Raw genomic sequence first — 14,201 nt, forward strand, 5'->3', positions numbered from 1 at the left:
TCTCATGCTAAACCTAAAGTTCGACTCCTAAGCCGCTAATCCTTCCGCTTGCCGGCAAGAACGTCCGGCCGCTTCGCCGAACGGCCGCGCGGCGTTAACGAACAAAGCAGCCGATCGCGGCGATCGGCTGCTCCGTGTTGGCTTACTCATGGTATAGGACGCTTCGTATGGTTGGGCGGTTACGGCCGCCGAGCGGCTTCTCCCGCTCCCGGCCCGTCTCCCGCCCCGCGGACGCCGGCCGCTCACACGATGCGGACCGCGATCGACCGCTCCGCCAGCGAGGCGAGCGTCTCCGGGGAGACTCGCTTGTCCGTGACGATCGCGTCCACGTCGCCGAGCTCCGCGACCTGCGTGAACGCCTGCACGCCGAATTTGCTGGCATCGGCGAGCAGGACGACTTCGTCGGCCATGCCGAGCATCTTTTGCTTAATGCGCGCCTGCAGCTCGTTGGCCTCGCTGATCCCGCGCTCCAAGTGCACGCCCTTGCAGGAGAAGAACGCCTTGTCGACATGGTAGGCGTCGAGCGAGCGCTCCGCCAGCGGGCCGACGTAGGAGAGCGAGCGCTGCGCCAGCAGGCCGCCCGTCGAGATGACCTCGATGCGCTCCTTGCTGCTCAGCTCCACCGCGACCTTGATGGAATTGGTGAGCACCGTCAGCGACATATCCGGCAGATACGACGCCATGTACCAGGCGGTCGAGCTGGCGTCGAGCAGCAGCCGGTCGTTCGGACGGACCAGCTTCACCGCCTCCTCGGCGATGCGCCGCTTCTCCTCCGCGTGCGCGATCTCGCGCTCTGCGTACGGAATTTCCGGCTGCTGCTGCTGCGGCAGGTCCTTCACGCTGACCGCGCCGCCATGAGAACGGCGAAGCCGGCCGGCCTGCTCCAGCCGGTCCAGGTCGCGGCGGATCGTCTCCTCCGTCACCTGGCACAGCTCGCTCAGCTCCGTCACCCGGATGCTGCCCCGTTCATTCACCAGCCCAACGATCATCTCATAGCGTTCCGCAACCAGCATTGTCGATCTCTCCCGCATCTAACGAAATAGTAATGATATAAAACGGATATAAAGCGCTTGGCGCGAAGCCCGCGCCAAGCCGTTACGCCAAGCCCGCCAGCGCGCGGAACCGGCCGTACGCCTCGTCCCAGGCCGCGCCGTCCCGCGGCTCGTACGCCGTCACCGGGAATGAGTCGCGGATGACCCTGCGCGCTTCCCAGATGTCCGCGAACTCGCCCTGCGCGATCCATTGGACCGCGAGGTTGCCGAGCGCGCTGCCCTCGACAGGACCGGCCCATACCGGCTTGCCGATCGCGTTCGCCGACCATTGGCACAGCAGCGCGTTCTGAATGCCGCCGCCGACCATGTGGAGGCCGCCGAACCGCTTGTTCGAGAGCCGCTCCGTTAATTCAAGCACATAACGGTATTTGAGCGCAAGGCTTTCGAGGATGCAGCGGACGATCCCGCCGGGCGTTCCCGGCGCCTTCTGACCCGTATCCGCGCAGTAGCGCGCGATGCGCGCCGGCATGTCGCCGGGGTGCAGGAACGCCGGATCGTCGGGATCGATGAACGCGCCGAACGCCGGCGCCTGCTCCGCCAGCCGCACCAGCTCGGGGAAGCCGAGCGTCAGGCCCGCCTTCTCCCACGTCCGGCGGCTCTCCTGCAGGATCCACAGCCCCATGATGTTCTTCAGCAGGCGGAACGTCCCGTTCACGCCGCCTTCGTTGGTGAAATTCAGCTCCCGGGCCAGCTCGCCCATGACCGGGCGGTCGACCTCGGTGCCAATGAGCGACCACGTGCCGCAGCTGAGGTAGGCAAAATCTCGCTCCAGCGCCGGCACCGCCGCGACGGCGGAGCCGGTGTCGTGCTCCGCGACCGCGTAGACCGGCACCGCGCCTACGCCGAGCTCCTCCCGCAGCGAGCCGCGAACCGCCCCGACCCGCGTGCCCGGCTGCACGACCGGACCGAACAGCGCCGGCGATACGCCGATTTCCGCGATCAGCTCTCCGTCCCAGCCGCCGAGCAGCGGATTGTACAGCTGCGTCGTCGTCGCATTCGAGAATTCGCTATGCATCTCGCCCGTGAGGAAGTAGCGCAGCAGGTCCGGAATCATCAGCAGCCGCTTCGCCTGCTCCAGCAGCGGGGAATCCGCCTCCTTCAAGGCCGCGAGCTGATAGATAGTATTGAACGGCAGGAACTGAATGCCGCTCCGGCCGAAGATCCGCTCGGGCGTCAGCCGCGCCATTGTCCGCTCCATGACGCCGTCGGTATGGCGGTCGCGGTAATGGTACGGATTGCCGAGCAGCTCGCCGTTCCGGCCGATCAGGCCGAAGTCGACGGCCCACGAGTCGATGCCCAGGCTGACCGGCTCCTCGCCGGCATGCTTCGCCTTCAGCAGCCCCTGCTTGATGTCGTGGAACAAGCGGAGGATGTCCCACTGCAGGCGGTCGCCCACCGCGACGGGATCGTTGCCGAAGCGGTGAATCTCCTCCACCTCGATGAGGCGGTCGTTCAATCGGCCGAGCAGCGCCCTGCCGCTGCTCGCGCCGAGATCGTATGCCAGTATGCTCGGCAAGCGGCAACCCTCCCGATGTCGTGCCGAAGAGGGCCGCGGCCCTCTTCGGCGAACTCGCTTCTTCTAAATTGGCGATCGTTATCGCATTTGCTGAAGCCGATCGTGCCCGATTAGTTGTTCGCGACGGCCGCCTGCGCGCCGCGCTTCAGCAGCACGTCCTTCTCGTACGCCTTGACCTCGGCGAGCCACGCTTCGCGCACGGGCACGCCCTGCTGCGCGCAGTAGTAGTCCCATACCGCGCCGAACGGATACGACTTGAACTCCTCCTGCAGCGCGAGGCGCGTCGTGAAGTCGAACTCGTTCTCCGCCTGGCGGAGCGCCTCGACGGGATCCAGGAAGCCGCGGAGCAGCGCCTTGATCGTGTTGCGCGTGCCGATGACCCACGCCGCCACGCGGTTGATGCTGGCGTCGAAGAAATCGAGGCCGATATGCGTCTTGCCTAGCAGATCGCCGCGGACGAGCTCGCGCCCGATCTCGATCAGCTCGTCGTCGAACGTCACGACGTGGTCGCTGTCCCAGCGCATCGGACGGCTGACGTGCAGCAGGATGCCGTCCGCGAAGAGCGACAGCGCGGACAGCTTGTTCGAGATAACCTCCGTCGGATGGAAATGGCCGGCGTCGAGGCAGATCAGCTTGTTGTTGGCGATGCCGTAGCCCATGTAGAATTCATGCGAGCCGACGACGTACGCCTCGGAGCCGAGGCCGAACAGCTTGCTCTCGACGGCGTCGAGGTTATGCGCCGGGTTCAGCTCCTCCGCGAATACCTCGTCGAGCGCGTCCTTCAGCCGCGCGCGCGGCGCCAGGCGGTCGGCCGGCGCATCCTTGAAGCCGTCCGGGATCCACACGTTCGTCACGCAGGTTTGGCCGAGCTGCTCGCCGAAGTAGGCGCCGACCTTGCGGGCCGCCTTGCAGTGGTCGATCCAGAACCGGCGGATGTCCGGATCCGGATGGCTCAGCGTGAAGCCGTCGGCCGACTTCGGGTGCGAGAAGCAGGTCGGGTTGAAGTCGAGGCCCAGCCCCTGCTCCCTTGCCCAGTCGACCCAAGACTCGAAATGCTTCGGCTCGATCCGGTCGAGCTCCACCTTCTCGTCCGTATCCGCGTAAATCGCGTGCAGGCTGACCTTATGCTTGCCCGGAATTAGGGAAAACGCTTTCTCCAAATCGGCGCGAAGCTCCTCCGGCGTGCCTGCGGCCCCCGGGTAGTTGCCCGTGACAGAGATGCCGCCCGTAAGCGCTTGCGATTTGTTCAAGAAACCGCGGACGTCGTCGCCTTGCCAGCAGTGCATCGAGATCTTGATCCCGGCGAGCTTCTCGAGCGCCGCGTCGACGTCGATGCCGTGCTCCGCGTACAGCGCCTTGGCGGCTTCGTAATTCGCGATAATGCGTTGGTCCATGTTCATTGCTCCTTCGCTCTTATTTGATAGGATGAGCCATGACAGACATGAGCGCGTTGGCCGCCTGCGTGGCGTCCAGCCGGCTGTACTGCACGATGACCGGAATGTCGCTCAGCACTTCGATCGCGTAAGGAACGCCCGGCGGAATGGACGCTCCTGTAGCCGAGAGGGTGGACGTGCGGATATGCTTCGTTCTTCGGCCGGGGACGACCGCCAGAATATTCTCGAGCGGTTCGCGGTCTTCAAAAAAGATCGTCAACCGCAGCAGCGCCTCCTCGGAGGAGCAGTTCAGCACGCAGATGGATTCGTGGCTCTCGTACGCGCTCCCCTCGGCGCTCGTCGGCGGAATAAAGCCGTCCGGGATGATCCAATGCTTCTCGCCTCTTGCTTGGTACATGCTCCGCACTTCCTCTCGTCATATGAAAATGGTCTTGAACGATTCCCGCCCGCGAAGCCGCCTGCATAGCGGCTTCGCGCATGAATGCCGAGCGCGGGATCGCTTTTCGCGTGAACGACGTGCGCGGAATGGCTTATCGCGTGAACGCTGCCGGCACGCCGCCGTCGATCGTCAGCATACAGCCTGTCGTCTTGTCCGCCCTCGACGAGGCGAAGAACGCGATGCCTTCGGCGATGTCGCGCGGGTAGATGTTGACGAGCAGTGTCGTGCGCTTGCGGTAATACTCCTCCAGCTGGTCGGGCTCGATGCCGTAGGCTGCGGCGCGTTCGTTGCGCCAGCTGCTGTTCCAGATCGCGGAGCCCTGCAGGATCGCGTCCGGCAAAATCGTGTTGACGCGGATGCCGAATTCGCCGCCCTCCGCCGCGATGCAGCGCGCGAGGTGCGCTTCGAGCGCCTTCGCCGAGCTGTAAGCCGACGCGCTCTTGCCCGCGTAGATGGAGTTCTTCGAGCCGATGAACACCATGTTGCCGCCGATCGCCTGTTCCTGCATCAGCTTGAACGCCTCGCGCGCCACGAGGAAATAGCCGGTCCCGAGCACATTGATATTCAGGTTCCATTCCTGCAGCGACGTCCGGCCGAACGGGCTCGACGTCGCGAGGCCGGCGTTGTTGACGACGATGTCGAGGCCGCCGTAGGCGAGCGCCGTCTCCGCGATCGCGGCGATGACCGCCTCCTCGCTCGTCACGTCCATCTTCACCGCGAGCGCGCGGCCTTCGCCGTGCCTCTCGTTGATTTCGCCGGCGACCCGCTCCGCTCCTTCCAGGTTCAGGTCCGCCAGCACGACGTGCGCGCCTTCGGAGACGAGACGGCGGGCCGTTTCGCTGCCGATGCCGCCGGCGCCGCCGGTAATGAACGCGATCTTGCGGGAGAACTCCGCTTCCGCCGGCGCAAGCGACAATTTATACAGCTCGAGCGGCCAATACTCGACGTTGAACGATTCGTTCTCGCTCAGGGACACGAAATTTCCGAGCGCCGTGGCCCCCCGCATGACCGCGATCGCGCGGTGGTAGAGCGCACCGCTGACCTTGGCGTTGGCCCAGCTCTTGCCCGTGTTGATCATGCCGACGCCCGGAATGAGGATGACGCGCGGCGCGGCCTCGAACATGACGTCGCCTTCGTTCTTGTTGCGCTCGAAATAGGCCTCGTACTGTTTCTTATACGCCGCGACGCTCTCTTTCAGAATGGCTTTCAGCCCTTCGGCGTCGCTCGCGTCCGGCGTCCAGTCAATGAACAGCGGCACGACCTTCGTGTGCACGAGATGGTCCGGGCAAGCCGCGCCGACCTGCGACAGCGCGGCCGAATCCGCGCCGCCGACGAACGCCAGCACGTCCGCCTCATCGTCGAACGTCAGGATCATCTTCTTCGCGCCGCTGACCGCGCCGCGGATCGTCGGCATGACCTGCGCGGCCAGGCTTCTGCGGTCGTCGGCCGGCAGCGCCGCGTGCTTCGTACCGCCGAACAGCTTGGCTTCGTTCACGCGCGCTTCGATGAACGCTGCCGCTTCGTTGATGATCTTGATCGTTTGCGCGTACGCCTCTTCGCTCGTCTCGCCCCACGTCACGAGGCCGTGCTTCTCCATCAGCACGAGCTCGGCCTGCGGGTTGCCCAGCACGCCCTGCGCGATCAGCTTGGACAGCGCGAAGCCGGGACGCACGTACGGCACCCAGACGAAGCGGTCGCCGAAAATCTCCTTCGCCAGCTGCTTGCCGTTATCCGCGCAGCAGAGGCTGATGATGGCGTCCGGATGCGTATGGTCGACGTGCTTGAACGGCAGGAAGGCGTGCAGCAGCGTTTCGATGGACGCGCGCGGGTGCTTGGCGTCGATCATGCAGTGCCCGAGGTACGCGACCATCTCTTCGTCGGTCATGGCGTCGCGCTCGAACAGCGGACGGATGTCCTCGAGGCGCAGCCCCGTGAAGTTGCCGGCCTTCATCGTCGCGAGGTCGGAGCCGCTGCCTTTCACATACATCACTTCGACGTCGCGGCCGCGGAAGTCGGTGACCGTCGTTTTCGCGGACGTGTTGCCGCCGCCCCAGTTGCAGACGCGCCGGTCCGCGCCGATGAGGTTGGAGCGATAGACGAGCTGCGCGAGACCGTCCCGCTGCTCCGAAGCCTTCACGTGATCCCATAAGCTTTGTACCATTTGTTTCCCTCCGAATGAGTAGGATAATTTGCGGTTGAGCCCAGTTTAGCATGTTTGTTTGTGTTTGAATATACATTTTCAAACAAAAACAAAATGATTTCAGTCCTAGATCGCATGCAAAGAAAGAGCGAAAGCGAGCCGATATCCGCCCCAAGCTGATTCGATGGCCCCGCTTGGCGGTGGCGGCGGGGGAGCCCCGCTCCCGCGGCGTCCACGCGCGCGCGGCCGGCCGGCCTAAGGCGCGGGAATAACCTTGCTGACCCGCACGCCAAAAACGCACCTGCCGGCCGGTTAAGGCTGACAGGTGCGTTTTGACTTGCGTGGCGTCTAGGGGAGCGCGAGGTGGTTTAGATGAGGATGGGCGGCTGCGAGTAAGCCATACACCGCGCCATGGTGGTACTCGGCGCTCCTCTACGTGCCCATCTTCCTGATCCTCCGGCGGCAGATCCTGCTCAAGCGGCGCCTGCTTCGGCTCGACCGCGCGTAGCGGCACGGCCCGCGCATGACCCGCATACTTCGCCGGCGGCGCCGCAAGGACGGTCCGCGGGCTCCGCGAATCCCGCGAATGCCGCGAATGCCGCACGCTGGTCCGGGCTACCAGAAACGCAGCTCCTCGATCGCTTGCAGCAGCCGGGCGATATCCGCGCGGTACACCTCGCCGATGTTGCCGATGCGGAACGTATCCGCGGCGCTGAGCTTGCCCGGGTAGATGACGAAGCCCGCCTCCTTCAGCCGGTCGTACAGCCGCTGGAAGCTGAAGCCCTCCGCGGGCGGATAGTAGAACGCGGTAATGAACGGCGACTGGACGTCCTGCTTGAGCAGCGAACGGAAGCCGAGCCTGTCCATCCCGTCGGCCAGCAGCTGCTGATTGCCCCGGTAGCGGCGGCAGCGCGCTTCGACGCCGCCTTCCTGCTCCAGCTCGCGCAGCGCCTGATCGAACGCCCGCACGACGTGCGTCGGCGACGTGAATCGCCATTTGCCGCCGCCGGCTTCCATCGCTGCCCATTGGCCGTGCAGATCCAGCGACAAAGAACGGGCCTGGCCTTCGCATGCCGCCAGCGCGCCGATGCGGGCAATGACGAAGCCGAAGCCCGGCACGCCCTGAATGCACTTGTTCGCGCTGCTGATCAAGTAGTCGATGCCCAGCTCGTGCACGTCCATCGGGATGCCGCCGAAGCTGCTCATCGCATCCACGATGTACGTCTTGCCGCGGCGTTTGACGATCGCGGCGATCTCCGCGATCGGGTTCAGCATGCCGGTCGTCGTCTCGCAGTGCACGACCGCGACATGGGTAATGTCCGGTTCTTCGCCGAGGCGCCGCTCGACCGCTGCCGGTTCGACGCGGTCCGTCTCGTCGAACTCCAGCATGGACAAGGCGATGCCGTAGATGCGGGCCATCTGCGCGATGCGCTGGCCGTACGCGCCGTTCGCCAGCACGAGCAGCTTGCCGTCCTTCGGAACGACGGTGCCGATGACCGCTTCGACGCTGAAGCTGCCGCTGCCCTGCATCGGGACGGCCGTATAGGCGTCCGGCGCGGCGGCGGTGGCCAGCCGGACGAGCCGGCGGCGGATGCTCTGCACGAGCGAATGATAATCTTGATCCCACGTGCACCAGTCACGCAGCATCGCTTCCTTGACAGTGTCGGAGGTCGTGAGCGGTCCCGGCGTCAACAGCAGGTAGGGCCGCTGCGGCGCGCGCCCTTCCTGCGCCTCGGAGTGCTCCTCGCCGCTCGCCGGCGCCGGTCCGTTCGCGGCATCGCGCATCATGGGCGCTCCCCTCCCGCGATTCGCGCGTTCAGCTGCGGGATCAGGCCGTCCAGCTCGCCGATCCGGTCGATCACATAGTGGGCGCCCGCTTCCCGCAGCCGCTTGGCGACGGCGTCTTTGCGCGCCTGCAGCTCACCCGCCTCGCAGGCGTCCGCTTCCGCTGCCGTCATGCCGAGCTCGCTGCCGCCGAGAATGACGCCGACGGTCCAGCAGCCCGCGTTCACGCCCTCTTGCATGTCGCTGACCGTATCGCCCGCCTTCACCACATGATGCATTGGATAGACATCGAGGTGCTCCGCGTTGCGGTAAATCATCCATGGATACGGCCGGCCGGCGCCGGCTTCGTCCGGCGTCACGAGATAATCCGGCGCGTACCCTTGCGCTGCCGCGCTCGGGCAGACGACGTCCATCATGGCCCGGGTATAACCGGTCGTAGAGCCGATCTTGATGCCCTGCCCGCGCAATCGGGCCGCCAGCTCGACCGCGCCGGGCACGGGCGTCGCGTAGTCCTTCAGCGTGCGGAACAGCATCGGCTCGAAGTCCGCATACAGCGCGTCCACGTCGGCTTCCGCCGGCGGCGCGCCGAAGCGGCTCTCCCAGAGGCCTGCGATGCGTTCCATCCGGCACATGGCTTGAATATGATCGCGCTTCAGCATCCCCATCGGTCCGCGGGCTTCCTCCGCGGTGACCTCGATGCCTCTGCGGGCGAAGACGTCCACGAATGCGTTTAAGGGCGCGAAGCAGCCGTAATCGACCATCGTGCCCGCCCAATCCAGCATTACTGCTTGAATCATCAGTCCATCACTCCTTCATGTTCTCTCGTTGGCCAAACCTGCGCGTCTCTCTCTCTCTTCAAGATCAACATCAGCATAATAGAACAATGTAAACCCAGAATAAAAAGCAGATTAAAATTTTGTTTGTTTATTTATTTTAATTGTTTTATGTTGTTTTTCCAATACAAATTTCAAATGATCCTCTATAGCCATGCTTTTTGCCCCACACTTTCGCCCCCCATTGGTCGCGAAAAAAAGCCTTTGCGTCCGCGCGCAAAGGCTAGTCTACAACTCCCCGCATGCCGGTTCTCCGAACAACGCGGCTAACGGGCAAACGCCCCCGGCTCGCCGCCTCGCCGCTCGAGCTCCGCGATCCGGAGCCCCGGCACGGGCTCGAATGTCCGCGACTCCGCAAAGCCCAGCTTGCGGTACAGCCGCAGCGCCGGGAGATTCGCGGCGCCCGTCGCCACGAGGAAGCGCTCCACGCGCCCGGCGTACTGCGCGAGCACGTGCCGGAGCAGGCTTTCGCCGATGCCCTTCCGGAACCAGGCCGGGTGCACGACGAGCCTGTGAATATCGACGACATCCGCGTCCGTCTTGAACGAGATCGCCCCGGCCAACGCGCCCGACTCGTAGCGGCCGTAAAACGTTTCGCCGCACGCCCCCAGCGTCTCCTCCGTATCGCGCAGCCCCGGAATCGCGTCGAAGCCGATCAGCTCCGCCTCGATTCGATACGCCGCCCGCTGAACTTCAAGCAGCTCTCGGACCGCCGCCGGGTCCGTCAACGATATCGGCCTTATCATGTCCATGTGCGCCATCCCCTTCATCCTCGGTTGCTATCTCTATAGAGCATGCACGGACCGCGGTCCAAAGCAACCCGAATCGCGCCGCCCTGCACGCCAAGCAGCCGATCACACGCAATCGATCTTCATGCGGCCGAATCCAGGCATCCTCATCATGCGAGCAAAACGCCGTCCCCCCTGGGAACGGCGTTAGGCGTTCGACGTTTATGCGCTGCCCGCGCAACCGTTATTTCGCGTACAGCAGCGGGAAATATTCCTCGCGGTCGAAGCGCATGCCCGGCTCCGGACGCGCGCCCAGCAGGCGGAGATTGTCGTGCTTGAACCGGCCGCCGCGGAAATACGTATCGCCCGGCATCAAATGCGCGACGACCGACAGCCGCGGCTCGCTTGACAGGTTCGGCCCCGAGCCGTGGAATGTCAGCGCATGGTGGAAGCTCGCCTGGCCCGCTTTCAGGATACAGGGCTCCTCGACCCAGTCGCGCTTGGCGAACTTCGCCTTCAGCTTGCTCATGTCCTGTTCGAAGAACGTGTCGCTGCCTTCCACCGCCCCCCATTTATGCGAACCGAGAATCGTCATCATGCCGCCGTTCGACAGGTCCGTGTCCTGCAGCGCGATCCAGACCGTGACCATGTTCGTCGTGCTGCTGACGCGCCAATACCCGTAATCCTGATGCCAGCCGACGTTGCCGGCGCTCGTCTCCTGGCCGTTCGTCCCCGGCTTGTAGATGACCTGGTCGTGCCACAGCCGAATGGCATCCTCGTTCAAGAGCGAAGCCGCCATCTCGCCGAGACTGCGGTCGGTCACCACGGCGCGCACCTCGTCGTTGATCCACCAGCCGTTATCGAACTTGCGCAGCGCGTGCGGGTTGTCGGACAGCGTGAAGTGGTGCATCGGCAGGCCGTATCCGTCGTACTTCCTGCTCCAGATGCGCTCGTGCGCTTCCCGCAGCCGCCCGATCGTCTCGTCGTCCAGCAGCTTCGGGCTGATCCAGTAGCCGTCCTCGTCGAACCGCTTCTTGTCCTCTTCGGTCACCTGATACGGAATTACGCCCATGTTCGTCGTCCCTCTTTCGTTTCGCGGATGGAATTGCTTCGTTCGATAGCTTCATTGTAGGGAACAACCCGGCGCGTTGACTTCCGGAAACCTATCCAATAGGATTAGAAACATCGAGACGATCAGAAACAAATCCGGACGTTGAAGCACGAGGAGAAACCACCGATAGGAGCTGATCCGCTATGTCCCGCGGCAAGACCGATTCCGCGCGCTGGGAGCACGAATGGAGCGCTTCGGGCGCGTTCGCCGGCTTCCCCGAGCTGGAAATGATGGGCTACGACCGGCTGACGGAGGCGACGCCGCTCTCCGACCACCGCCACGAGCGCTGCTACGAATTCGTCTACGTCGAGAGCCGCCGGGTGACGTGGGAGGTCGGCGACGCGCTGTATCCGTCGCATGCCGGCCAGTTCTTCCATACGAAGCCGGGCGAATGGCACCGGGCCCGGTTCCGCTACATGGAGCCGTCCATCATCTGGTGGATCATCGTCGTCGATCCGGCCGAGCTGCCGGGCTGGCTCGGCTTCGGCGAGGCCGACCGCGCCCGGATCGGCGCGGCGCTGAGCGTACTGCCGCGCATCGTGACCGCGGATCTGCGCGCGCGCGAGCCGTTCGCCAAGCTGCGCGGGGTGCTCGAGCACGGCACGGCGGACGACCTGTTCCGGGCGCGCCACTACCTGCTCGACATCCTGCTGCAGCTGCTCGATCCGCCGGCCGCCCGCCAGCTTCCGCTCGACCTGCGCGAGGCGATGCTGCGGCTCTCCGCCGACCTCGAAGCGGAGCCGGAACGGCGCTGGACCAACAAGGAGCTGGCCGCGCGGGTCGGCGTCAGCGAATCGCATTTTTACCGGCTGTTCCAGGAGCTGCACGGCCAATCGCCCGCGAGCTACGTCGACCGGCTCCGCATGGCTCGCGCCTGCGAGCTGCTGCGGCGGCCGGAGAGCAGCGTCACCGGCGTAGCGATGGATCTCGGCTACAAGACGAGCCAGCATTTCGCGACCTTGTTCAAGAAATACGTCGGCGCGTCCCCGACGAGGTGGCGTTCCGCGCAGGATGCCGATTTAAAAAATTAATTTATCCGACAGTTGTACGTCCGCATGCGCTATAATAGAAGCTTGTCAGCTTTGTTCAACGCATCGGGGGTGTCCATCATATGCTTGCCGCTTATCCTAAAGAAATCAAAGTGTTCCTGCTCGCCAGCCTGATCAACGCGATCGGCAGCGCGCTCATGTGGCCGCTCATCACCATGTTCGTCTTCGACGAGCTCGGGCGCAGCATGGCCGACGCCGGGCTCGTCATCCTCATCCAATCGATCGGCGGCATCGCGGGCCAGCTGCTCGGCGGCGCCTTGTACCACCGCATCGGCGTGAAGCGGCTCATTATCGGCTCGCTGGCGCTTAACGCGGCCGGCCTGTTCCTGCTGCCGGCGATCAGCCACGCCTGGTCGGCCTTCATCGTCCTCATGGGCTTGATCGGCTTGTTCAACGCGCTGTCGATGCCGGCCATCCAGGCGTTCGTCGGATTCCGGTTCGCGGATCGGCGCGGCGAGCTCTATAACGTCATCTACGTCGCCAACAACATCGGCGTGGCGGTCGGCACCGCGCTCAGCGGCTTCCTCGCCGCGGTGTCCTACTCGCTCAGCTTCGTGCTGAACGGCGTGACGGCGGCGGTGTTCGCGTTGTTCTTCCTGCTCTATCTCGGCCGCGTCGGCTCGGCCGGCGGCGCCGCAGCCGGAAGCGGCCTGCCGAAGAAGCGCGCCGCGCAAGCGGGCGTCTGGACGCTGCTGACCGACGTCCGCCTCTACCTGTTCATGGCGCTCGGCGGCATGCTGATCAACCTCGGCAACAGCATCTGGAACACCGGCGTGTCGCCGTTCATCATCGAGCACGGCATGTCCAAGCAGATGTACGGCTTCCTCTGGACGTTCAACGGCATCCTGATCTTCGTCGCGCAGCCGCTGACGAGCCTCATCAAGCGGCTCGCCGCCGGCACCGTCAAAGCGCAGCTCACGGCGAGCGCGGTCTTTTACCTCGCCGGCTTCGCCGCGATTCTGGCGACGCACAGCTTTCCGGGCATGGTGCTCGGCATGTTCCTCACCACGCTCGGCGAAATGCTGATCGCGCCCGCGATCCCGGCCTTCCTGAGCGAGAATGGCGGCGCGCACGCCCCGTTCTACCTCGGGCTGGCCGGCGGCATCGGGTCCGCGGGACGGGTCGTTGGCCCCTACGTGATGGGCGGCCTCTACGACGGCGGCGGCTTGACGCCGGTCGCCTGGCTCGCGGTCGTCACGGCGGCGATGGCCGTCGGCTCGTTCGTCGCGCACGGCGCCGTCAACCGGCGGGGCTCCGCCGAGGCCGCCGCGCGGACGGGCGAAACGCTGCATACGTAAGCACGAGCGCATGAACATGACCAGCCCCGGGCGATCCGATGGAGAGATCGTCCGGGGCTGGTCTTTTTATGCTGCCTGCTCTAGTCGAGCCGGTCCGCCGCGACCATCAGGAAGAGCGGCCGGCGCAGCTCGTCGCGCATCGCGGGGTTCTCCGCCAGCAGCTCCGCCGCGGGCTGCGGCTCCGACAGCTTCCGGATGCGGAAGCCCGCTTCGATCAGCGCGTTCAGCATCGTCGACACCGTGCGATGGTACTTGATGACGTCGTTCTCGAGGAACCGCGCTTCACGCAGTCCTTCCTCGTAATACTGGTCCACCGGCCAATGCAGCTTCTCGCCCCCGGGACCGTAATGCCAATCCTGCGCGGCCCGCGCTGTGAACACGGGATGCTCCACGGAGAATACGAAGCTTCCGCCCGCGGCGAGCAGCCGGTGCACGGTCCGGCAGACGTCGTCGAACCGTGCGATATAATGCAGCGCGAGCGAACTCACGACGACGTCGAATGCGCCGTTCGGGTAGTCGAGGTCTTCGATCGCCAGACGGCGGTACGTGATCGTCGGGTCCTCCGTCAGCTCCCGGGCACGCGCCAGCATGTTCTCCGAGATGTCGATGCCGACGACCGACGCCGCGCCCTGCCCGCGTACGTACCGGCAGTGCCAGCCGAAGCCGCAGCCGATGTCGAGCACCCGCTTGCCCGCCAGCTCCGGCAGCATCGGGCGGAACGATTCCCATTCCCCCGCGGCTTCGAGCCCGCCGACCGAACGCGGCATTTGGCTGTAGTTCGCGAAGAATCCGGGATCGTCGTATTTGTTTTGCTTCATTTCGCGTCCACCTCCTGCCCCCAGTGTACCGGGGTTCT

12 protein-coding genes are annotated in these 14,201 nt (G+C 64.8%); 2 read left to right on the forward strand and 10 right to left on the reverse strand.

The window, feature by feature from the left end; all coding sequences use genetic code 11:
* Positions 1-242: 242 nt before the first annotated feature.
* The 9 genes from ACFPB1_RS10325 to ACFPB1_RS10365 form a co-directional block, all read right to left on the reverse strand.
* Positions 243-1,013, reverse strand: coding sequence for a DeoR/GlpR family DNA-binding transcription regulator (locus ACFPB1_RS10325; RefSeq protein WP_379224739.1), 771 nt, complete (start codon positions 1,011-1,013; stop codon positions 243-245).
* Between the two features lie 82 nt (positions 1,014-1,095).
* On the reverse strand, positions 1,096-2,568 hold the full coding sequence (locus ACFPB1_RS10330) for a rhamnulokinase (protein WP_379224741.1): 1,473 nt from the start codon (positions 2,566-2,568) through the stop codon (positions 1,096-1,098).
* 110 nt (positions 2,569-2,678) lie between these two features.
* Positions 2,679-3,962 (reverse strand): L-rhamnose isomerase, encoded by a 1,284-nt coding sequence (gene rhaA / locus ACFPB1_RS10335; protein ID WP_379224743.1) that lies wholly within the window; start codon positions 3,960-3,962, stop codon positions 2,679-2,681.
* A 19-nt stretch (positions 3,963-3,981) separates the two neighbouring features.
* On the reverse strand, positions 3,982-4,359 hold the full coding sequence (locus ACFPB1_RS10340) for a sensory rhodopsin transducer (protein ID WP_379224745.1): 378 nt from the start codon (positions 4,357-4,359) through the stop codon (positions 3,982-3,984).
* A gap of 133 nt (positions 4,360-4,492) precedes the next feature.
* Entirely contained in the window at positions 4,493-6,562 is a 2,070-nt protein-coding gene (locus ACFPB1_RS10345) for a bifunctional aldolase/short-chain dehydrogenase (protein ID WP_379224747.1), read from the reverse strand.
* 594 nt (positions 6,563-7,156) lie between these two features.
* Entirely contained in the window at positions 7,157-8,326 is a 1,170-nt protein-coding gene (gene phnW / locus ACFPB1_RS10350; protein ID WP_379224836.1) for a 2-aminoethylphosphonate--pyruvate transaminase, read from the reverse strand.
* Positions 8,326-9,123, reverse strand: coding sequence for a phosphonoacetaldehyde hydrolase (gene phnX, locus ACFPB1_RS10355; RefSeq protein WP_379224749.1), 798 nt, complete (start codon positions 9,121-9,123; stop codon positions 8,326-8,328). The genes phnW and phnX overlap by 1 nt, the downstream gene beginning before the upstream one ends.
* 302 nt (positions 9,124-9,425) lie before the next feature.
* Complete coding sequence (locus ACFPB1_RS10360) at positions 9,426-9,911, reverse strand: GNAT family N-acetyltransferase (RefSeq protein ID WP_379224751.1); 486 nt, start codon at positions 9,909-9,911, stop codon at positions 9,426-9,428.
* Between the two features lie 220 nt (positions 9,912-10,131).
* Positions 10,132-10,959: a phytanoyl-CoA dioxygenase family protein gene (locus tag ACFPB1_RS10365; protein WP_379224753.1), complete on the reverse strand. Its 828-nt coding sequence runs from the start codon at positions 10,957-10,959 to the stop codon at positions 10,132-10,134.
* A 182-nt stretch (positions 10,960-11,141) separates the two neighbouring features.
* On the opposite strand from ACFPB1_RS10365, the gene ACFPB1_RS10370 reads away from it, so the two are divergent.
* Both ACFPB1_RS10370 and ACFPB1_RS10375 read left to right on the forward strand, forming a co-directional pair.
* Positions 11,142-12,029: a helix-turn-helix transcriptional regulator gene (locus tag ACFPB1_RS10370; RefSeq protein ID WP_379224755.1), complete on the forward strand. Its 888-nt coding sequence runs from the start codon at positions 11,142-11,144 to the stop codon at positions 12,027-12,029.
* 80 nt (positions 12,030-12,109) lie between these two features.
* The gene (locus ACFPB1_RS10375) at positions 12,110-13,345 is read left to right on the forward strand and encodes an MFS transporter (protein WP_379224757.1); all 1,236 of its coding nucleotides are present in this window, start codon (positions 12,110-12,112) and stop codon (positions 13,343-13,345) included.
* 80 nt (positions 13,346-13,425) lie between these two features.
* On the opposite strand, the gene ACFPB1_RS10380 is transcribed toward ACFPB1_RS10375, so the two are convergent.
* Entirely contained in the window at positions 13,426-14,163 is a 738-nt protein-coding gene (locus ACFPB1_RS10380) for a class I SAM-dependent methyltransferase (protein ID WP_379224759.1), read from the reverse strand.
* Positions 14,164-14,201 lie beyond the last annotated feature (38 nt).

Source organism: Paenibacillus sp. GCM10023250, assembly GCF_042653205.1.
In the GTDB taxonomy this organism is placed as follows: domain Bacteria; phylum Bacillota; class Bacilli; order Paenibacillales; family Paenibacillaceae; genus Paenibacillus_Z.

What these genes read in the sequence shown, in the direction of transcription:
- rhaA (WP_379224743.1), bottom strand. Translation starts at nt 3,962, where the DNA reads ATGGACCAACGCATTATCGCGAATTACGAAGCCGCCAAGGCGCTGTAC.
- ACFPB1_RS10345 (WP_379224747.1), bottom strand. Translation starts at nt 6,562, where the DNA reads ATGGTACAAAGCTTATGGGATCACGTGAAGGCTTCGGAGCAGCGGGAC.
- ACFPB1_RS10360 (WP_379224751.1), bottom strand. Translation starts at nt 9,911, where the DNA reads ATGGACATGATAAGGCCGATATCGTTGACGGACCCGGCGGCGGTCCGA.
- ACFPB1_RS10325 (WP_379224739.1), bottom strand. Translation starts at nt 1,013, where the DNA reads ATGCTGGTTGCGGAACGCTATGAGATGATCGTTGGGCTGGTGAATGAA.
- ACFPB1_RS10375 (WP_379224757.1), top strand. Translation starts at nt 12,110, where the DNA reads ATGCTTGCCGCTTATCCTAAAGAAATCAAAGTGTTCCTGCTCGCCAGC.
- ACFPB1_RS10380 (WP_379224759.1), bottom strand. Translation starts at nt 14,163, where the DNA reads ATGAAGCAAAACAAATACGACGATCCCGGATTCTTCGCGAACTACAGC.
- ACFPB1_RS10370 (WP_379224755.1), top strand. Translation starts at nt 11,142, where the DNA reads ATGTCCCGCGGCAAGACCGATTCCGCGCGCTGGGAGCACGAATGGAGC.
- ACFPB1_RS10365 (WP_379224753.1), bottom strand. Translation starts at nt 10,959, where the DNA reads ATGGGCGTAATTCCGTATCAGGTGACCGAAGAGGACAAGAAGCGGTTC.
- phnX (WP_379224749.1), bottom strand. Translation starts at nt 9,123, where the DNA reads ATGATTCAAGCAGTAATGCTGGATTGGGCGGGCACGATGGTCGATTAC.
- phnW (WP_379224836.1), bottom strand. Translation starts at nt 8,326, where the DNA reads ATGCGCGATGCCGCGAACGGACCGGCGCCGGCGAGCGGCGAGGAGCAC.
- ACFPB1_RS10340 (WP_379224745.1), bottom strand. Translation starts at nt 4,359, where the DNA reads ATGTACCAAGCAAGAGGCGAGAAGCATTGGATCATCCCGGACGGCTTT.